Here is a 21639-nt window from a genome sequence, read left to right on the forward strand (position 1 = left end):
AGTGTAGAGTTCTCAGTCATTGAATTAAAAACTCATGACTCATCACCTTTATATCACCGTCCGACTTCAGCGAAGATTTCGGCTAAAATTTCCGCGGCTCCCTGTTGGCGCAACTTCTGTGCCAGTTGTGTACCCATTTGTTCGGCATCGTTAGCATTTCCGGTAATAGTATCTTTGACTAGTCGTTGTCCGTCTAAGCTGGCAACTACTCCGGTGAGGGTTAGTTGTTCGCCTTCGATGACGGTGTTTACGCCAATGGGTACTTGACAACCACCTTCTAGTTCTCGCAAGAAGGCGCGTTCGGCATAGCAGCGTTGGGCGGTTGGTGTGTGTTCTAATACTTTGATCAGGGAGAGAACTTCGGTGTCGTCGGCACGGCATTCGATGCCTAATGCGCCTTGTCCGACGGCGTGAAGGGAGATTTCGCTGGGGATGACTTGGTGGATGCGATCGCTCATTCCCAACCTTTGTAAACCCGCTACTGCTAAAATTATGGCATCGAACTCCCCAGCATCTAACTTCGCTAGTCGGGTATTCAAGTTCCCCCGAATGTCTTTAAATGTCAGGTAAGGGAAGCGATGGCGCAACTGTGCTAAACGCCGCAGGGAAGATGTTCCCACTACTGCGCCTTCGGGTAAGGTTTCGAGTTGCTTGTCTTTGAATTTTTCATGCACTACTAAGGCATCGGCGGGGTTTTCCCTTTCGGTAACGCAGCCTAAAATTAAGCCTTCTGGTAGTCTGGTGGGCAGGTCTTTTAAGGAATGAACGGCAAAGTCTGTCTCTTTGTTAATCATTCCCAGTTCCAGTTCTTTGGTGAATAGTCCTTTATCACCAATTTTGGCTAAGGCAACGTCTAAGATTTTGTCGCCTTGAGTGCTCATGGCATGGACTTCAAAGCTTCTATCTGGGAAGTGTTTCTGGAGTTGTTCTTGCACCCAGTAGGTTTGCACTAGGGCAAGTTGACTTTTGCGAGAGGCAATACGAATAATGCGCGGCGGACTGGAAACAGCAGGGGACATAAAGCAATTATTGTCAAAGGAGCGTATCAAATCACTTGATCTAGACTACCTCAGTGTGTGACCCTGTGGCTGAATTTTGCAGGCAAATCGTTTCTTGTCTGTTCTAGATTGGTAGCAGTTGCGAGGGAAGTTAATTTTGCCAAAGTTTAGACTCAATAAGTATTATTGCTAATTAACTCTTTTACCTTGTCGGATATAAAAAAAAGAATTATTCTGTAAGCGAAGTAGGGGCATCAGGGTTCTAAGATTTATATTTTTCAGGCTACGTATGAGCAAACCGACCAGTCTTGAAAGTGATTTGTCAGAAAATTGCTTCGGGAGGAGAAAACTTTAAATGGTTGCTAAAGATTTTTGCTTGTATTTATCAATTTTCTTACTGGTTTTCCCTTTAAAGCTAGCTTTTGGTTCTACTGCTATTGACGGAATCAAAGATATTTCCCAGTACCCTGTTACTGTTGATGGCGGCATCAGAAATACAGACGATATGCCTGTTAATAGTGACGGTGGTGCGACTAGAGGAAGATGTTTGCAAGATCCAGATGTCAAGCCAGAGTTAATGTTATTAATTCCCGATCGCAAAGAGGGGTTAACGGTGGAAAAATCTCCTAGTTTTTTTGTATTTGTGCCGCAAACAAAGGCTAAGAAGGGAGAATTTGTTTTATACGATCGCACTGACAAAAAATTAGTTTATCGCACAATTTTTGAGTTAAGCGGTGTTCCCGGTATTATCAGCATACAAATTCCCAAAGATCGAGAATATTTAAAAATAAATAACAATTATGAGTGGCGTTTTTCATTATACTGTAAATTGAATGACGATCGCTCAGAAGATGTAATAAGAGTTGGGCTAATTAAGCGAGTTGAGCCTAATGGAGCGATCGCTAAAATTCAAGGAAATCCTAACCCTTTAGAAAAGGCGCGAGTTTATCAAAAAAACAATCTTTGGTACGATGCGCTGAAAACTGTAGCTGAACTTAGACCGACAACTGGTAAGAATTCAAATGCAGCAACTATGTGGCAAGAACTCCTCCAAGCAGAAAATTTAACAGAAATAGTTTCCTATCCCTTGATTGATTGTTGTAAACCAACTAATTAAAGCGAACTGTGAAAAGAAAGAACATGAAACTCCAAAAGTTACGGAAATTTTTGCGTGAATGGCGGGGAGTATTAATCACCATACCAACAGTAGCTTTACTTGTAATTGGATTACGAGGAATGGGATTTTTGCAGCTTTTGGAGTTAGCTACACTTGATAATTTTTTTCGTTGGCGACCAAACGAATTACCTGAGTCTCGAATCTTGTTGATTGAACTGACGGAATCAGATATTCAAGATTTGCGTCAATGGCCTATTTCCGATCGCAAATTAGCAGAATTATTGCAGAAGATCAAAAAATTTCAGCCTAGAGTAATCGGTTTAGATATTTATCGAGATTTACCTGTAGAATCGGGACATCAAGAATTAGTTTCGGTGTTTAAAACTACGCCTAACTTAATTGGAGTTGCTAAAATTAGTGGAAGTAAAACACTATATTCAGTTGCGCCTCCACCTGAGTTACTAAAGTTAAATCAAATTGCTACTAGCAACATTATTATATTTGATATTGATGGTAAAGTACGTCGCGGTTTAATATCTTTTCAAAGAAAAGGAAAAACTTTTTTTAGTCTAGGGGCTAAATTAGCTGCGATTTACTTAGAAAAAGAAGGAGTTAAATCTGAACAAATAGATAAAAAGTTAAATACTTATCAGTTGGGAAAATCTAAGTTTTTCCGATTGTCAGGAAATTACGGCGGTTATGTGAATATAGATGCGCGTGGACAACAGATTTTATTAAACTTTCGGTCTCATAAATGTCGAGGAAAAAAACGACAAAAGGAATGCCGAGTTTTTCCCACAGTTTCGATCGGTGATATACTAAACGATCGAGTTTCTGGGGAGTTAATTCGCGATCGTATTGTTTTAATTGGTTCAAATGCAGAAAGTGTCAAAGATAACTTTTTCACTCCTTTTGAATCAACACCAGGAGTAGAAATTCATGGGGAACTGAGTAGCCAAATTATTAGTGCTGCTTTAGATGGGCGTGCTTTAATTAAGTCTTTGTCGGAAAAAAGCGAAATATTGTTGATTTGGTTTTTGTCGTATATCGGAGCAATTCTAGGGTTTAATTTATTACGGATTCGCTGGAAAATAGTTAGTATTTTTTTGGTGGGAGTAGGGATTATTGGTAGTAGTTATATTGCTTTTCTTTTCGGATGGTGGATTCCAGTTATCCCTTCTTTATTAGCTTTAGTTGGTGCGGGAATTACGATCACAATTTATATTAATTATGTTGAGCGAAAAGATCGATTAACAATAATGGCTTTACTAGGTCAGCACGTTAGCCCAAAAATTGCTCAAGCAGTTTGGAGAGATCGCTATCAGTTAGTTAAAGAAGGACAATTGTTAGGGCAGAAAATGACCGCGACTGTGCTATTTTCTGATATTAAAGGTTTTACGAGTATTACAGAAAAAACCGATCCAGAAACTTTAATGTTTTGGCTCAATGATTATATGAAAGTGATGTCTCAGGTAGTTATAGATAACGATGGTGTGGTGGATAAATTTATTGGGGATGCGGTAATGGCTGTATTTGGTGTTCCTATTCCCAGTACTACAGAAAAAGAAATTGCTAAAGATGCGATCGCCGCTGTTAATTGTGCTGTAGAAATGGGTGAAAAATTGCATCAACTCAATCAACAATGGCAAGAAAAAGGACTTCCTATCGTAATAATGCGTGTCGGTATTGCTACGGGAACTGTAGTCGCCGGAAGTTTAGGCTCTCGTCAAAGATTGAACTATACAACTATTGGCGATACTGTTAACATAGCGGCTCGCTTGGAAAGTTATAATAAATCCTTACAGGGGAACAGTTGTCGAATTTTAATTAACGAACAAACCTACCAATATATTAAAGATAATTTTTCTACAGAATTTGTTGAATGTGTACAGCTGAAAGGACGGGAACAATCTGTCAATATTTACCAAGTTTTCGGGAAAAATAGTAATCTAAAATAGCGATTACCAAGGATTACCAATTAGCATAAATCCCGCCCAATAATAAGGATGAGAAAAGTCTATTCTTTGGAGATTGAGTTCTGGAGGTAGCGATAGTCTTTCACCACTAGAAAGTAAAAGTTGTCGTCTTTCCAAGTCCAAGGAAAAGTTTCCTTTTAATATAGCTATTTGAGCTTCTCTTAGAGCTTCAGCGCGAGTTTTTCCTTGCTTTAATTGGGCATAGAATTCTACCATTAATCCTACTGTGCCTAGATCGCTGCTAGACCAAATAGTTGCTAGTGCGGACTTGGCTCCAGTTTGTAATCCTAATGATGCAAAACCTAATTCTGCTTGTTCGTCTCCTACTGCTGTATTGCAAGCTGAGAGAACTAATAATTCTATTTCTTGGTTGGCTAATAATTGCAATTTTTCTCTTTCCGAAAATCGCAATTTAGCATCCCAAAATTGAATAAAGGAATTGTTGCGATCGCCTTGCTCAAACTCAGCATGAGTGGCTAAGTGAATTATCTTAAAGTTGTCAGTATTTCTGCGAGTTATAAAGTTTTCCCAGGTAAATTTGTCGTTGATAAATGATTGATTTGGATAGGAGTTATTACTAGTAATATTAACTAACTCGATCGGAACTCCCGGTAAAGGATTTAATTCTGGGGCATAAGGAAATTTTGATGCACCCATTGCCAGAATCGGAGCTTGGGAAATATTAGTGTAGCGAGGTACTGTTAAACTAAAGCTGGGCATGATGCCAAGACTATATTTTTCGATGAGAAATTGCTTTCCGTCGTGCAGTGCTGCAAATGGCAGAGAGCGAAGCGCCGGATCTGAAATGAAGACAATAGTTTTGATTCCCTCTTTCTTTAAAGTTGGCTCAATTGGTGCAATGATTAATTGATATAATTTTTGAGCAGCATTCAGGTATTGATCGGGAGCAATATCTCGATTAGGAGTCGTTATTCCAGAGCGCATTTCCTTAACTAAAGCTTCTACTTCCTGTCGTTTAGTGTCAGGTATTGGCAAATTAATGTTTTCGCTATTGCTAGTTAATAACATTACTTGTGCTCGATCTTCAGGGTGGCGAGTACATAATTTCTGTTGCTCTTCTGTCTGCTCTAGACTTCCGCTAAATTCAGATGACGGACAAATTAAATTACTATTTATTCCTAATTTATGACGATTGAATGCAATATAAACTAAACCAGTTTTGACACCTGTTTCCTGTTCGTTTTTTCGCAATGTTTGTTGAATTTCTGCTATTGATAAAGTTTGCTTAACAATTGATTGACCTAAATAAGCTTTGTACTCTCCCATGAAAATTTCTTCAGCAGCAGCGATCGCTGTGTCTAGTTCTAGTCTGGCAGAGGAATTTGTTGTAATTTTTGGAGTTGTGGGTTTTTCCTGGGATGTGGGCGATCGATCTATTTGACTAATTACTTGGCTAAACTGCTGTACTTCTTGCTGTGGTTGCGGTTCGGGTTGCGGTGGCGGTGGCGGTTCGGGTTGCGGTTGTGGTGGTGGCGGTGGCGGTGGTGGTTCGGGTTGCGGTTGTGGTGCGGGTGGCGGTGGCGGTTCGGGTTGCGGTTGTGGTTCGGGTGGCGGCTGCGGTTGTGGTGCGGGTTGCGGTTCGGGTTGCGATTGCGGTTCGGGTTGCGATTGCGGTTCGGGTTGCGATTGCGGTTCGGGTTGCGATTGCGGTTCGGGTTGCGGTTGTGGTTCGGGTTGCGGTTGCGGTTCGGGTTGCGGTTGCGGTGCGATCCCGTCGTCAGTCACCAGTCGAATATCACCTCGCGAGAAAGAACGGGGAAAATTTTCGCCTAGCGTTAAGGTAGATGTTCCGCTAGTAATTACTCCAACAGTTCCATTACTGTTAGCATCTCCAATGATAAAAGGTGCGATCGGACTTCCTCCATCTCCACCTGCATGGGTAATTGTAATTGCACCACCGCCAGTTCCCCCAGCAGTGGAAATACTGGAAATTTGTCCATTGCGATCGCTAAAACTACCCGTTGCTCGGAAGAAGTTTTTCGTAGTAATATCTACCGTACCACCGCTACCGCTACTTCCACCTTGAGCGTTGATAAATTCGACTTGAACATCGTTATCTGGATCGAGCAAAATATTACCACCATCACCGATAACTGCACTAGAATTAATCTGTTTAGTAGTAATTTGAATTTGTGCTTTTACGGTAATATTTCCCCCTTTAGTATTACCAGAAGCATCTAAATTTCCAGCGTTTACAATTCGATTTTGACTGTTGACGGTGATGTTTCCGCCAACATTATTAGAGGAACTAGAGGTTAGATTGCCTGTGGTAATATTATTAGGAGAAGAGAGTGCGATCGCACCGCCATTTCCCATAGTCGAAGCAGCATCTAGATTAGCAGTTGTTAAAGTACCATTATTGCTAGTCAAACTAATATTGCTGCCATTTGAAGTAATATTAGCCGTATTGATATTACCGTTAGTAGTTAAATTTACGCCATTATTTCCAGTAGTGATGATATTTCCTTGTAAGGAAATTGTTCCAGTTCCTCCTGTGGAGTACAAACTGTCAGCATTAATAGGTGAAGTAGCAGCTAAGTTAGCAACACTTTCAATCGAGATAGCACCAAGTTGTTGATTTGTTCTGCCACCAATTGCACCGTTAAAATTAACATCACCACTGCCAACACTCAAAGTTAAATTGTTAGTTTCCCCTGCTTCGCTATCTAAAGTGTTCCCAAGAGTAATATTACCATTTCCTGTAGAGAGAACAGCATCTTCGGTGAGGATTACAGGTGAGTTAAAAGTGATGGAACTATTATTAGTTGTAATTCCACTAGAGACAAAAACATTTTTAGCATTAATAATATCCAAATTACTTAAAGGATCGGTACTACCGACAGCAGCATTAAATCGGATATTACCTGTACCTGCATTTAATTGTAATTGTTTCGTTCCGTCGAGTTTACCAGAAAAAGTTATATCGCCATCGCCTGTATTTGTGCTGATTGTGACATTTGAACCTAGTAAAATGCCTTGTCCGATCGCAATATTTTGATTTTCTGTTGTAACATTTCCATTTAAGGTAGTTGTTAAAGCATCTAAAGTAATTGAAGCATTATTTATTCCTATTAAATTACCATTCAGGTTAATTGCTCCATTGCCCGATCGAATTATCACCGGATCGTTGAATGTGATACTATTTATATTGACAGTTCCAGTGCTATCTGTTCTGCCAATAGTAATCGAACTAAATCCATTTTGAAGATTAGCAATTTCGGCAGCAGTTAAATCTAAATCTGTGCTATCTACCGAACTACCAACAGCAATATTTTGATTGGGAGTTGCTGGTTCGATCGCTAAGGTATTTGTCCCACTAACCAACCCATTAAAATCTATTTCACCTGCTCTTAAATTTAAGGAAAAATTGCTTGCTTCCAAGCTAGAACCAAAAGAAATTTTAGCAGTTCCCGGATTAAAGTTGGTGTTACCAATTAAAGTAACTGGAGAACTAAAACTGATATCATCATTAGTAGTATTTAAATTCCCAGAAATAGAGACAGAACCAATACCATTTTGAGTAAAAGCGCCATCTAAATTAAAGTTATCAGCTTTTAAAGTTAAATCTTTTGTATTTGTGAGAGTGAGACTACCATTATTAGTAGTTGTTACAGTATTATTTAAGTTGAGTGTGCCAGTAGATTTAAGTTCAATATTTCCGGCAACTTTGGTAACGGAATTAATATTGAGATCTTGACTGTTGATATTTAAATTAGTGAGAGGATTGGTATTGCCAACAGCATCATTAAATGTAACATTTCCCGTTCCAGCATCAACAGTTAAGTTGTAATTGCCATCAACTGTGCCAGAAAAGCTAATGTCACCTGCACCAGTGCCAGAGTTAATATTAATATCATTACCGAGAATTGCATTACCATTAATGGCAATATTCTGATTAGCGGTGGTGATATCTGCGTTGAGGTTGATGGTAGCAGCGTTGAGGGTAATTGAGGCGTTATCTGTACCTGTTATTTTTTGGTTGAGAGCGATCGATCCTTGAGAAGATTGAATAGTTGTTGGATCGTTAAAAGTGATAGAATTAGCAACAATTATGCTTCCTATTCCATCGGTTCTGCCAATAGTAATTGAACTAAAACCATCTTGAAGATTCCCTATATCTGTGGCAGTTAAATCTAAAGCATCACTACTTTGAGAATCACCAATAGCAATATTTTGTTCTGCTGTAGCAGGGGAAAGTAAAATAGTATTATTCCCCGTTACTGCACCATTAAAATCTATTTCTCCGGCGGTTAAAGAGAGTGGATTATTGCCTGCTGATAAAGTTGAACCGAAGGAAATTGTTCCAGTTCCGGGAGTCAAATTCACATTTCCCGTTAAGGTTACTGGCGCAGTAAAGTTAATATCATTATTAGTTGTGGTAATATTTCCCGCTAAGGAAACGGCACCAGTTCCAGTTTGATTAAACGCACCATTTAAATTAAAATTTGTCTTCGCATCAATAGTCAAAGGTTCGCTATTGTTGATAGTGAAACCGCCAGCGTTTGTAGTGGTGACATTGCCATTCAGATTGAATGATTTACCAGTGAGGTTAATACCTGTAGCGCCATTGATGTTTAAATCTCCCTGGAAACTTGTTGTACCACTACTTGCAGTTTGAGTAATGCTAGCAGCAGTAATAGCACTAGTAGTAACGTTATTGGCATTAGTGATAATTAGGTTGTTAATGGGGGTAGTGTTGCCAACTGCTTGGTTGAAAGTAATATTTCCGGTGCCACTATTCAAGGTTAAATTTTCTGTAGCAGCAGTTGTTCCATCAATAGTGTTATTAAAGTTAAGATTAGCGTTATTGGTCGTCAGACTAACACTATTAGTTAAACTGATAACATCGCTGTAACTTTGGTCGCCAGTAGTAGTAATATCGCCACTAATATTAGTAGTGCCATCTGTATCTGTGGTGAGAGTAGTAGCTTTGACAGTGCCATTAAAATTGGTGACCCCACTGCTGTTGGCGATGATGTTTCCCAGTTGGGTAGTGTTGCCAACTGCTTGGTTGAAAGTAATGTTTCCGGTGCCACTATTTAAGGTTAAATTTTCTGTAGCAGCAGTTGTTCCATCAATAGTTTTATTAAAAGTCAGACTACCGTTACTGGTAGTTGTGAGAACGATACTGTTAGTTAAAGTGAGAGCATTGTTATAAGTTTGGTTGCCAGTGGTAGTGATATCAACGTTAATTTTAGTAGTACCACCTGCACCTGTAGTTAAGTTAGTAACATTTAAACTACCGTTCAATATGGTATTACCAGCACTATCAATCGATAAATTGTTGGCATTGATAGTACCTGATAAAGTAATATCTCCAAAGCTATTATTCGTTAAGCCAGCACCATTACTCAGGGTAATTGTTGTATCTCCAGTTCCAGAATCTAGCGTCACTCCAGAGGCGATAGTGATAACTGCATTACCTGGATCTCTTTCAGCATTAATAACTCCATTAGCCGCAGTTTCATTAGCAATTAAATTTAAATTGCCGTTATCAGTGGTGATGTTAGCATTTACCAGAATACTGCGCCCTGCTTGGAAAGTAATAGCACCCCCATTTCCAGTGGGGTTGTTGGTAGTAATTGGCTGATTTATGGTGATGTCATTGTTTGCTTGTAATACTACATCTGTTCCAGTGTTGGTGATGTTGGTGATATTTTTGAAGGAAATAGTGCTATTTAAGTTAGAGTTATCTGCAAAAATCGGAGGAAAACTAGAAAATAAAAAGGCTTGCCCTGCTTGTGATACTCCCCCGGATGTGTTCCGCCAAGCGCCAACCATCAAGTTGCTGCCTGCGGCTGCTACTGAATAGCTGAAACCGCCACCAATAATAGGATTGGGGTTGTCCAAAGTTAATAGCAGATTTCCACTGCTATCAAATAAAAAGGCTTGCCCTGCTTGTGAGACTCCCCCGGATGTGTTATTTTGAGCGCCAACCAGCAGGTTGTTGCCTATTGCTGCTACGGAAGCGCCGACACCGCCATCAATGACAGGGTTAGGATTGTCCAAAGTCAACAACAGATTTCCACTGTTATCAAATAAAAAGGCTTGCCCTGCTTCTGTGACTCCTCCCGATGTGTTATCGTAAGCGCCAACCAGCAGGTTGTTGCCTACTATTTTTATGGAATTGCCGAAGTGTCCAAAAGTGACAGGGTTGGGATTGTCCAAGGTTAATAGCAGATTCCCACTGCTATTGAATAAAAAGGCTTGTCCTGCGAATGGGACTCCCCCGGATGTGTTCTGAGAAGCGGCAACTAGGAGGTTGTCGCCTGCTACTGCTACTGAAATACCGAAATAGCCATTAATGACAGGGTTGGGATTATCCAGGGTCAATAACAGAGTGCCACTTGTATCAAATAAAAAGGCTTGCCCTGCTCCTGAAACGCCCCCCGATGATGTGTTCCAGGGAGCACTAATAACTAGGTTGCTGCCTAATGCTGCTACTGAATTACCAAAGAAGCCCTGAAAGACAGGGTTGGGATTGTCCAAGGTCAACAGTAGATTTCCACTACTATTGAATAAAAAGGCTTGCCCTGCTTTTAAGATTCCTCCCGATGTGTTACCAGTAGCGCCAACCAGTAGATTGCTGCCTGCTGCTGCTACTGAATAACCGAAGCCACTATTGGTAATAGGGTTGGGATTGTCCAAAGTCAACAGTAGATTTCCACTACTATCAAATAAAAAAGCTTGGCCTGCGCCTGTAAATCCCCCAGATGTGTTACGCCAAGCGCCAACCAACAGGTCGCTGCCTACTGCTGCAACTGAAATGCCGAAGCCACCGCTAGTAACAGGGTTGGGATTAAGCAGAGTCACTATAGGAGAAGTGGAATCACTAATTGTGATATTTTTCGGGTCAAGCAACAAAGTACCTGGGTTTCCTACATTTGCTCCCGCATCTACCATCCCATTAAATATCAGTAATTCCTTGCCGGAAACTTCCACAAATCCACCATTACCTGCTTCCTTTCCTCCCCTTGCTAATATATTGCCGAAAAATCCGGTAAATTGGTCTGCCCAAATTATTACTCTTCCCCCATCTCCTTGATTATTAGCATTAGCAGTAATCGTAGAATCTTGACTAATTACTGTTTGGGAAGCATTCGGTATTGTTCCTTTTCCTTGGAAGTCACCACCAATTAAAACTCTGCCACCACCTTTATCGCCAGAAGCATTAATATTTGCTGCCAATAAGCCAACTTTATTACCTAAAATTTGTACTGTTCCGCCTGTTTTTGAACTGCTGGCGTTAATATTCCCGGTGACAACGGTAATACCTGTATCTGCTGGAATACTAATCCCAGAACCAGTTAATAGGATAGTTCCATCTGGATTAACTGTTACTCCTGTGGCATTTACCCCGCTTCCTCCGGTTAACATTTGCGGCAAAGATGCAATTGACAAAGGGAAATTGTTAGGTAAATTGCCGTTATTTCCCATTGGTTCAATTTCTAAACTAAGCAAGTATCCTGGCTGACTCAATCGCACTAAACTAGAACCAGGAACCGCCGCAATTGTAATATTACCTTCCGGTGCTGTTAGTTGTCCGGTATTAATTACCGTGCCAGCAAGTAAAGTTAAATCTTGCCCTAATCCTACTCCTAAATTTCCAGCATTAATAATGTTTCCTGGTTGATTCATTGTGAAAGCAAAGGCGTTTGGTTTACCGATTAATTCGGCATAATTATTAGTTCCAACTGCATTAAACCAATTATTGCCAAATCCAATGCCATTCGCTGTCGTCGCTGTAAAAGCTGCGGGAATGTTTAAGCTAGCATTTGCTCCGAAGATAATTCCCGATGGATTCATTAAAAATAAGTTAGAATTGCCTCCTGTAATGCGAATCAATCCGTTAATATAAGAAACATTGCCACCGTTGATTCTGGCTAAAATATTCTGGATTTCTGGTCGAGATAGGAAGTTGGCAATTTGACCTTGACTTAATCCGAATTCAGTAAAACTATGAAATAAATTAGCATTATCTTTTGAGGTAGTTCCACCAGTAATATCAAATTGATTGCCGCTGTTTGGCGTTACTACTGTGCCTGTACCATCTTTGGCTGGGATAATTGGCTGGGCTGCGGCTGGTAAGATGAAGGTGGGATGGCTGGGTAAGGTGAGAGCGATCGCACCTACTAAAGTCTTATAAAATAACGAAATACTACTATGGGTAGACACCATACTAATAATTGTTTTATGGGGAATTTTAGCTTTAATTCTAGTGGTTGCTAAACAAAATAGGGGTGAAATTTTGGGAAATATACATAATTAGTTTTTAAATAGTAAAATTCTGTAACAAAGTTTCTGTAGCGTCTTTTTACTAAATTTTACAATGTAAAGTGCATTTTTATTAAGTAAGTAGGCATAAATAAAGAGTGGTATATAACCTAAAGTAAAATTAGTTAAAACGCTTTCCTATTCTGCGTTTTAGCCTTGATATTCTGTTTTTGCTCGATGGATGGGAAATGAGCGATCGCAATTCTTAAACTTTAGCAGCTAAGGGGAAATTTGCGATCGCTTCCCTAATTTTCCTAACTTAAATTTAACGTCTCCCGGCTTGAATTGCCGAATTAGCGATCGCAGTTACATCTTTTTCTTCTCCATTCTTAATAACTACTCGATACAATACTCCCTGATTTTTCCACTCCAAGGTAGCTGTACAATATGCGCCACAGCCGTTATGAAATACTCCTTTATTTCCCCCGGCTAAAGTCACATTTTTAAATGTTGTAGTTATCCCTCTTTCTGGCTGAATAAATTCGCCGCCTCTTTCGGCTTCAATTGAGCCAATATAACAAGCTGTTGCTTGACAATTGGGTATGGCATTGAAAGAAACGCTGTAGCCTTTTTCTGTTACTTCGCTGTCAAAATAGATTTTTTCGGAGGTGGTAAAAGGTAATTTATTGGGGAAAAATATCGGTACTTGCGTTTTACCTTTAATTTGGGAAAGGACTTGGGTAGTGGGGACATTCTGAGCTAAAATTGGATTGATTTGGGAGTTTACCAGGAAAAAACTGGTACTAATAAAGGTGGAAGTAGCTATTACTCCCCAAATGAGTTTCTGTGGCATAAAAGACTGTTTTCTTTGCTAAAAAAGCTAAGAATATTATAGTTTATGCTGGTTTATAAAGTCGATGCTTCTAAATATTTTTCAATCTGTGCTGTCCGGGTTTTTGTTAAATTGGCTAGGCAACCTGCTTTAGCTGCGGGAGCCATTGTTCCGCCTTCAAATTGGCTTCTTTCAAATTCACAATTCGCATCTCGAAAAGTAATCCAAGCTCTTTGAGCTAAAATTAATTTTTGTTTTCTGGAAGCTGGTAATCTAAGGAGTAATTTTTGGTAAACTTGATTGAGTTTTTGGTCGGCATTTCGATATTCTATGCCAGCACAGGTGTTGATTTCTAATTGAGTTTGCGGATCTTTACAATTGGGTTGTTGAGCTACTTGCAAGGCTGGTGGTTGAGGAGAGAGAATGGCGAATGTACGGAGGGTGAGGAATAGGGTAAAAGTGGTGGTGGTGCTGGCGATCGCTAAGAAAAACTTTTGCATATACTAGATTAAATTTACTATCTGTTCTAAGTTAGCAAAAATTTATTTGATAGGAATTCGATCGAGGATATAATTTGATGATGAGCCGAGAATTATTGAAATAATGACTGTTAAACTTATTAATTTATTTGAGTACGAACCGCTAGCGCAAGCACGTTTATCGCCAATGGCATTTGATTATTATGCTAGTGGGGCATGGGATGAAGTAACATTAAAGGATAATCGAGCGGCTTTTAATAGGTATAAATTACGTCCGCGAATGTTAGTGGATGTGAGTCAACGAGATTTAAGTACTACTATTTTGGGTGAAAAATTATCGCTGCCAATTTTAATTGCACCGATGGCTTTTCAGTGTTTAGCGCATCCTGAAGGAGAGGTGGCGACGGCAAAAGCGGCGCGAGATTTGGGAACGATAATGGTATTAAGTACTTTGGCAACTAAGACTTTAGAAACTGTGGCGACGGTTGATAGTTTGCGCTGGTTTCAATTATACGTGCATCGCGATCGCAATTTGACGAAAGCATTAGTAGAACGAGCTTATAAGGCAGGTTATCAAGCATTATGTTTAACTGTAGATGCACCAGTTTTAGGGAGACGAGAAAAAGATAGACGCAATCAATTTGTTTTACCTCCAGGGATGGAACTGGCAAATTTAGCGAGTATAACTGATTTGGAAATTTCATATCATCCGGGTGAGTCTGGGTTATTTACTTATTTTTTAGAACAGCTTAACCCGGCTTTAACTTGGCAAGATTTAGAATGGTTACAGTCAATTTCGCCTCTACCTTTAGTAGTAAAAGGAATCTTGCGGGGAGATGATGCTTTGCGGGCGGTAGAATGTGGCGCAAAAGCGATAATTGTTTCTAATCATGGGGGGAGACAATTGGATGGTGCGATCGCTTCTATTGATGCTTTAATTGATGTTGTCGCTGCTGTAGGAGATCGGGCAGAAATCTTGGTGGATGGGGGAATTCGTCGCGGTACTGATGTTTTAAAAGCTTTAGCATTAGGAGCAAAAGCAGTACTTTTGGGAAGACCTATATTATGGGGTTTAGCTGTTGATGGACAACTAGGTGTACAAAAAGTTTTAGAACTGCTTAGGGATGAATTAGATTTAGCTATGGCTTTAAGTGGTTGCGCTACCTTGAAAGATGTCGATCCCAGCATGGTTAAATAATGCTAACTTATTGATATAAAACTTAATTTTATAGTCAAAAAATTTATTGATTTGATGTTATGATGATGTAGCGAGATTGAATTCGGTACGGCGTGTGTTTTTAGTATTTACAGATAATATAGACAGACTTGTCTCCGAATCTCAATTGATATGTAATTTAGACTACTCTGGCTTCGGAGATCATTCATGTCGATTTATGTAGGCAACCTTTCTTACTCAGTTACTCAAGAAGATTTAAGAAATGTCTTTGCAGAGTACGGAACTGTTAAGCGAGTCCACTTACCAGTAGAACGGGAAACAGATCGTCCAAGAGGTTTTGGTTTTGTGGAAATGTCCACAGATGCAGAAGAAGATGCTGCGATCGAATCTTTGGATGGCGCTGAGTGGATGGGGCGCGAATTAAAAGTGAATAAAGCTAAACCTCGCGAAGATAGAAAAGCTTCTGCGGGTGGCGGCTGGGGCGGTAACAATCGACAACAACGACGTTACTAAAACTCTGGGGAAATGCGAATTATATTAGCAAGTAATTTCCTTTTGTTCTACCCCAATTAGTGTTTTAGTCCTGTCGTTTTTAGTAACTACAGGACTTTTTATTGTGAATAATTAGTGATAGGATTGGATTGCCAAATCTGCTAAAGTAACAGTGAAATTGTTTTGTTTACCTGTAGCTACGAAGGTAACAATTGTTTCACAAGCAACGGCGACAGCCAGGGTAACTAAATTGCGTGCTAAAGGGTAGTCGCAGACATCATCATTTGCAGGGGAAGGAACGCGATATTCTTGATTCCAAATTACCTCGGCGTAGTCTCCTGCTAGTCCAACGTGCAAACAAGAAAGATGAGCTTTTTCACAGTAATCTTTGACTGCTTTTCTGGCGATACTGTTATCAAAGGTATCAATAACTAAGGAGTTACTAGAAATTAATTGCGCCGCATTTGTAGCGGTTAATTCTTTCGTTTGTGCGTCTACGTTTACTCCTAAAGCACGATAAAGAGAGTTGGCGAGAATTTTAGCTTTGAAAGCGCCAACATCAGAGCGATAATATGGTTGGGTGGAAAGGTTGCGTTCTTCGATGCGATCGCGATCGATTACTTTCAAGTTAGTAAAACCCGATCGTGCTAAATTTTCGGTAATGTTTGCACCTAACGCACCTGCGCCACAAATAGTAATGGAAAAATCTTTAATTTTTGCCATTATTTCTGAGGTTCTGTATAGTTGTTCGTGGAAGAAGATAGACATAGTAGGGACTGGGGATTGGGGACTAGGGACTGGGGATTGGGGATGGAAAATAGGGATTAGTGGGGATAGGGAATTGGAAATTAGTCATGAGAAATAAAAATAATTTATTTCCCAGTCCCCAGTCCCCAGTACTTAATCCCGATTTTCCATTACACCAACCAGAGATTGCAAATCAAAATCGCGATCGCGTCCACTCAAACAAATTCCTGAACTAATAACAGTTAAGTCATTTTTAGAAATAGCTGAAGTGTGACGTTGACCATCAGAAGTTGTCCATTCTACTACCCAATGATCTTGACGATCGCGAAATTCACGCATTTCTCCACCACCGATTTTTAAAGCTTTTTGCAGACGTTTTTCGTCGATTTTTGTGGCAAATTCTTGGGTTTGTTTAGTGGTTAATTGGTAAAGCGATCGCATTTCCGGTGTCATACCTTTAAAGCTTAATTCTGCTGGCGCAGTAGAGTTTTTTAGATGTTCTTTTAGGGTTTCAGTGATTAGGGGATCGGGACGGCGATCGCACTCATCAAACCACCAAGAACAACCATCAAACCTTGCAATAATTGGTTCAAAAGTAGCACCCTCACTCACCAAATGCACCGCCAAAGGTTTAGCAACACCAAAACGTTGTAAAGCATCACTTTCATTCACCGGATAAGCCAACCAAGTTTTCCCCTGCAAAGCATAAGCTAAGCGCAACCGCAGAGGTTTTAATAACTTTAAATACTCCGCCAATTGTGGCAAACTTGGTTCATCAATCACCTTGGCAAACTTTCCATCAACAGGCTGAAAAATTCCCCACCCCTCAAAATTTTGTGGTTCGGGAGCAAAACTATAAATAATATTGGCAACCCTAGTGCGAACCAAACCACTACGCACGCAGGGTGCAAGAAATTGAGTCTCTTGTAACTGCATCTCTTGTGCAGCAATTTGATTCAACAGGTTACGAATATCCACACTAGATTTACCTTTCAAATCACAACTAATAAATCTTTTTTACCTAACAAATCTCCTTTTTCTCCTCCTTCGCGTTCTTTGCGGTTCAAAAAACTCAAACAAACTTGTGATTAAACTCATACATCAAATCAATCCTTCCCTTCCTTAACATTGCTGGATCTAACCTTTCGGTAGTATTACAAGTCAACAAAACCACAAACTTTTGTTGTTGCTGAATACCTCCTTCTTCAATCACACTTTGATACAAAGTACCATCCAATAAACTCAAAATATGCTCAGTTCTAGTATTACCTTGAGCCGCCGTACTTCCCCGGTCCTGAGCCAAATTATCCGCCTCATTAATGATCAGACAAATTCGCTCCAAATAACTCGGAGGTATAAAATTTTCTACTGCATCATGATCCAAAATAAAAATCACAAAACCCAAAGGCATCAAAATTTCTTTTGCTACCGCTTGAGTCCACGCAGTTTTACCAGTACCCGGTTCACCATGTATCAAAACAGCTAATTGACTTTGGTCAATAATTTCTTGCTGAACTTTATCAGTAAAGCTTTGAATATCTCCCGGAAAACTGCGAATTGGAAATAAGCTATTAACCTGTCCTACACGACTTTTATATCCACTAAGAATCACCGCTAAATTGTAAGTAGCTTTGTTAATTAATGGCGCTAAATCTTTTGCCATCAAGCTATACCAACGCCGTCCTTTTTCATAGCTTTCTATTTGCAACCAAACTTGGTATTTTGACCAATAAGCGTAAATTGTTCCCGGAGTTTCTAAGCGTTCCCAACTGCTAAATTGAGATACTGGATAATAGTAATATCGCTCCATAAAATACTGAGTGATAATATCAGGACGACCTAAAATTTCCAGAATCTTCTTAACAGTAGTCTCTTGGAGACGATTTAAGACATAATCGATCGGAATACTATCTCGACTCACTGCTTGATTAATTGGTGTTTCCGTTGTTAAAACATCTTTAAAACGGTAATCTGGCATTGAAGGTTCGGGAGTCAAGTAATTCCAAAATACATCTACTTCATATTTGACGTTATCCGAAAACAGATTTAAAATATTAGCCCACCAAGTATATTCATTGCGCCCTAAAGCGTTAGCAAGATCGCTAATTACATCAGCAGTTTTTTGAGTCAATTCATTGTTATCATTCCACACTAAATGCCAAAAATATTCTAAATTAAACTGTCTGGATAATGGTCGCCAACCTGCTCCTAATAAACCTTTTGATTGCTGATTGTTCTGGCTGTAATTTTCTTCGTTGTTTCCGAAATATCCAAATGGCATAATTACAATTCTGTGCTATGGTGGCTAATTGTCGGAGATTTTTACTAATTTTAACCAGTTGTTTTAATTTGGCAACTGTTGTAAATACTTAGGTGGCACGCGATCGACTAACCAAACATTATTTTCCGAACAGTAAAATTCATAACCATCTTGGTACATTATTGCTGCATCCACAGCAAAAACTACTGGTTTACCATGCCTCATTCCCACTTTTTTTGCAGTAGTAACATCCGCGGATAAATGAACATGATGTCTAGACATTTTACACAGACCATTTTGCAGAATTGATACTACTGCATTAGCTCCTGTTCCGTGGTATAATACCTTTGGTGGTGCAGTGGCAGTTAATTGTAAATCAACCTCTACACTGTGTCCTTGATTGGCGCGAATTAATTCGCCAGTAGAGTCAAAAGAAAAGCGTTTTTTATCACTTTTAGCGACTACTTCCTCTAATTCAGCACGAGTGAAGAAAAAACCTTTTTTTTGACTTGCTTCCATTAATTCGGCAACAGAAACCCAGCCTCCTTCTGCTAGGATAATACCAATTTCCTCTGGTGTATGCCGCAAATGCTTACTGAGATATTTGCTAATTTTAACTAACCGAGAATTGTTCATTAGCGAATCTTTAAAATTAGTTAATGTTTTTCGATCGCTTCACAGTCGTTATTTAAGGCAAACTTTGTTTGATTATATTGTAGTATAATTTAGGAGAAACAGATTTCTCATGCTTTGTTAAATTTTGTTTTCCCTAACTGAGTTTGTAAAAACAACGACTATTCCGCAAAAATTGCACTCTCTGGCGCGAAATCTTTTTAACTTTTTTACTTCCACTTCTAGGTATCTGTGAATCAAAATCAGTAACATTTAATTCAGTGAGTTGCCGTTGCACTTCTAAGGCAATAAGTTTATACACAGATTGCATATTACTCATAACACCACCTATTTTTTTTCATTGAAAAACTTTTGATTAAGCAAATAACCCCTAACCCACCCTTGCCAAAATTAATAGATTGGTAAGCTACCAATTTGCTTAATCCATTAATTCAGTATTCCAATTTGCTGCTTGAATAGTTGTATCCGACTCTCGACATTCTCTAGACAACCTATCAACTTGTGCTTGCAAATCAGTAATATTGACTGTGCTGAAATACTTGATTTCGGATAGCTTGCACTACCCGCTAGATTAGTTGAGTTCTTTTAACCCTACAGGACGATAGAGAAACATCTTTACCTTACCTCATTTATTCGGGGTTGGTGATTGGGAACAGTCAGAAATTTTCCCAATCACTAATACCCTTAATCTAAGTTTGCTTAAGAAACAGGAATGACTAATAAAGTGATATCCCGAATTCCAATTATTAAGATTGGTGCGTCAGGAGGTAGATGCGTTTGTTCATTTGCTTGGTAAAATTCAGCAGGCCAATAACTGCCCATTGCTTTCACCCTACCACGTTGATGAGGTGCGATCGCTTGCACTACAGTACCTTGCTTTGGTTCTGCAAAGATTTCCACTTGAGAAAGGAACAATTCACTCATCAGCTGACCCCCTTTAGCTTCCGAGTAGGAGAATAAGTAGGGTGAGTATGATTTATCACCCCCTTAGTTATTCACTTCCTCTACTGAACATTCCGCATTGATAGTGGTTTTTTTGGAAAATGACTATTGTCCACCTTGATAGTTATTTATCATCCCGAACTGGTAATGGTGTGTCTAAAATTTCCATTAACAGTTCCAGGCGAGAAGGACGAGACAGCAGAGGAACTAAATTTGGTAATGAATAGTAATCACCTGCAAAGGTGAAGGTTTCTACTGGTACTTGCTTTTGTTTGAGTTGAGTTTCTACATAATTGGAAGCAGAACCAACTCGCACAATTACCACGTTTGGCATTACCGCTAAATCACGGCAATAAGTTGAATAAACGTTAGCAAAGTAAGGTGCAGAATTTTCTCCTTCGTCGGTGACAATGATGATTTGTTCTACTGACTGTTTTTTCAAGCGCATTGTTTCCAAGGCACAACCAATACTAGTTCCGCCATTTGCTCTGATATGCTGAAAAGCACGTTCCCAATCACTTAATTCCTTACCATTTGCTGTCACTGGATAAGGCATTGTGTCAAAAGCATAGACGAATAAATCAGCGTCAGAAATACCAGAAATTAATGCAGCAAGTCGCTTACCAACTTCTATGGCATTGGTCATTGAACCTGATTTATCTACTAATAAAGCGGTTGATTTAGCAATTTTGCCACGCTTTTTCACCTGTTCGTCGGTGACTTTTTCCAACTTAGCAGTTGTTTCGCTATCTAATTTGCTAACATCGGCAGCAACACGCGCTTTGTAAGCAGAAATTCGGTTAGAATTTGTCGCTTCTTCCAATTTTTGATCGATGAGTGCTTTGACTTCTGGGTGATTCATTGCACCTCGTTCTTGGAGAGATTTGAGGTTATTAATTACCTCTTGGGGCGACATGGAATTAATCAGTGCTACTAAGACGGTTGGTGTTATTTGTTTGACTGCACCGATCGCGATCGTATAAGGTATATTATGCTCAACAATCAAAGCCGCCTGTTCTGCCGGAGTTGCAGATTTTGCCAATTGCTTCAACATAAAAGCAAGGCTATCTGTTGGTGGCGCATCTTTAAACAACACCGCATCTGCACGTTGATTCGGCTTAATATGCAATGTCGCATACAAATGCTTCATCGCCTTTCGTCCCCGCAGTGCTGCACGGTCAAAAAATTGCGAGCTTTTTTCCCGTTCTCTCAAATAACGAGTCACAGCTGTGCGTGCAGAACGAGGAACTTTTCCCCGATGCTGCTTCATGAAGTCGATAATTCGTGATACTTCATAAGGCGGAAATTGTTGTAACATGACAAAACCAGCATCTCGATGTTCTGTCAAATTACTAGTTAACAAATTCCCCACAAACACTTCTTTATGGTCGCGCACATCACCGTTTTGTTGATACCAAACGGCTAAATGTCCGTAAAAAATCGGGTCAAGTTCCACAATTAAATTGTGAATTTCTCCTACTTGTTCCAGCTTGCGGTGAGGAGTTGTCAGCAAACTGTTCAGCATTTCTAATCGCAAGTCGCGTTCTGCATTATTCATCGCTACCTCCTGAATAATATTTATTAAAATTGGTAATTTTAGATTGAAGATCCCCCTAAATCCCCCTTAATAAGGGGGACTTTGAATTAATTTAATTCCCTCTCTGGTTCCCCCCTTAATAAGGGGGACTTTGAATTAATTTAATTCCCTCTCTGGTTCCCCCCTTAATAAGGGGGACTTTGAATTAATTTAA

At 39.6% G+C, this 21639-nt stretch carries 15 protein-coding genes; 4 read left to right on the forward strand and 11 right to left on the reverse strand.

Translation table 11 applies throughout. The features are described from left to right. Positions 1-53 precede the first annotated feature (53 nt). Positions 54-1019 carry a hydroxymethylbilane synthase gene (hemC, locus tag ACE1B6_RS02810; RefSeq protein WP_413255712.1) on the reverse strand — a complete coding sequence of 322 codons (966 nt, stop codon included), beginning with the start codon at positions 1017-1019 and terminating at the stop codon, positions 54-56. 334 nt (positions 1020-1353) lie between these two features. Here hemC and ACE1B6_RS02815 point away from each other — a divergent pair, with 334 nt between their 5' ends. Together ACE1B6_RS02815 and ACE1B6_RS02820 are read left to right on the forward strand one after the other, a co-directional pair. Beyond that, positions 1354-2115 carry a DUF928 domain-containing protein gene (locus ACE1B6_RS02815; RefSeq protein ID WP_413255713.1) on the forward strand — a complete coding sequence of 254 codons (762 nt, stop codon included), beginning with the start codon at positions 1354-1356 and terminating at the stop codon, positions 2113-2115. Positions 2116-2138: 23 nt separating this feature from the next. After that, positions 2139-4073 carry a CHASE2 domain-containing protein gene (locus ACE1B6_RS02820; RefSeq protein ID WP_413255714.1) on the forward strand — a complete coding sequence of 645 codons (1935 nt, stop codon included), beginning with the start codon at positions 2139-2141 and terminating at the stop codon, positions 4071-4073. Positions 4074-4076: 3 nt separating this feature from the next. Here the strand turns inward: ACE1B6_RS02820 and ACE1B6_RS02825 are convergent, their stop codons facing one another. The 3 genes from ACE1B6_RS02825 to ACE1B6_RS02835 all read right to left on the reverse strand — a co-directional run bounded on the left by ACE1B6_RS02825 (position 4077) and on the right by ACE1B6_RS02835 (position 13658). Beyond that, positions 4077-12290, reverse strand: a complete 8214-nt coding sequence (locus tag ACE1B6_RS02825) for a CHAT domain-containing protein (protein WP_413255715.1) — start codon at positions 12288-12290, stop codon at positions 4077-4079. 361 nt (positions 12291-12651) lie between these two features. Continuing rightward, positions 12652-13179: a hypothetical protein gene (locus ACE1B6_RS02830; RefSeq protein WP_413255716.1), complete on the reverse strand. Its 528-nt coding sequence runs from the start codon at positions 13177-13179 to the stop codon at positions 12652-12654. A 53-nt stretch (positions 13180-13232) separates the two neighbouring features. Then, entirely contained in the window at positions 13233-13658 is a 426-nt protein-coding gene (locus ACE1B6_RS02835) for a lysozyme inhibitor LprI family protein (protein WP_413255717.1), read from the reverse strand. A gap of 103 nt (positions 13659-13761) precedes the next feature. On the opposite strand from ACE1B6_RS02835, the gene ACE1B6_RS02840 reads away from it, so the two are divergent. Then, complete coding sequence (locus tag ACE1B6_RS02840) at positions 13762-14835, forward strand: alpha-hydroxy acid oxidase (RefSeq protein ID WP_413255718.1); 1074 nt, start codon at positions 13762-13764, stop codon at positions 14833-14835. A gap of 186 nt (positions 14836-15021) precedes the next feature. Further along, positions 15022-15327 carry an RNA recognition motif domain-containing protein gene (locus tag ACE1B6_RS02845; protein WP_413255719.1) on the forward strand — a complete coding sequence of 102 codons (306 nt, stop codon included), beginning with the start codon at positions 15022-15024 and terminating at the stop codon, positions 15325-15327. A 111-nt stretch (positions 15328-15438) separates the two neighbouring features. On the opposite strand, the gene ACE1B6_RS02850 is transcribed toward ACE1B6_RS02845, so the two are convergent. From ACE1B6_RS02850 to ACE1B6_RS02880, 7 genes are all read right to left on the reverse strand, one after another. After that, positions 15439-16074 carry a ThiF family adenylyltransferase gene (locus ACE1B6_RS02850; protein ID WP_413255720.1) on the reverse strand — a complete coding sequence of 212 codons (636 nt, stop codon included), beginning with the start codon at positions 16072-16074 and terminating at the stop codon, positions 15439-15441. Between the two features lie 132 nt (positions 16075-16206). Beyond that, a complete protein-coding gene (locus tag ACE1B6_RS02855) occupies positions 16207-16989 on the reverse strand; it encodes a hypothetical protein (RefSeq protein WP_459562961.1) in 783 nt (260 codons plus the stop codon). A gap of 136 nt (positions 16990-17125) precedes the next feature. After that, entirely contained in the window at positions 17126-18334 is a 1209-nt protein-coding gene (locus tag ACE1B6_RS02860; RefSeq protein ID WP_413255722.1) for an ATP-binding protein, read from the reverse strand. A 63-nt stretch (positions 18335-18397) separates the two neighbouring features. Further along, positions 18398-18949: an RNA 2'-phosphotransferase gene (locus tag ACE1B6_RS02865; RefSeq protein ID WP_413255723.1), complete on the reverse strand. Its 552-nt coding sequence runs from the start codon at positions 18947-18949 to the stop codon at positions 18398-18400. 415 nt (positions 18950-19364) lie between these two features. Continuing rightward, a complete protein-coding gene (locus ACE1B6_RS02870) occupies positions 19365-19490 on the reverse strand; it encodes a DIP1984 family protein (protein ID WP_413255727.1) in 126 nt (41 codons plus the stop codon). A 155-nt stretch (positions 19491-19645) separates the two neighbouring features. After that, positions 19646-19870 carry an NfeD family protein gene (locus ACE1B6_RS02875; RefSeq protein WP_413255724.1) on the reverse strand — a complete coding sequence of 75 codons (225 nt, stop codon included), beginning with the start codon at positions 19868-19870 and terminating at the stop codon, positions 19646-19648. 142 nt (positions 19871-20012) lie between these two features. Next, positions 20013-21446: a vWA domain-containing protein gene (locus ACE1B6_RS02880; protein ID WP_413255725.1), complete on the reverse strand. Its 1434-nt coding sequence runs from the start codon at positions 21444-21446 to the stop codon at positions 20013-20015. Positions 21447-21639: the final 193 nt, after the last annotated feature.

Source organism: Floridaenema fluviatile BLCC-F154, assembly GCF_041929135.1.
GTDB classification, from domain to species: Bacteria; Cyanobacteriota; Cyanobacteriia; order Cyanobacteriales; family Aerosakkonemataceae; genus Floridanema; species Floridanema fluviatile.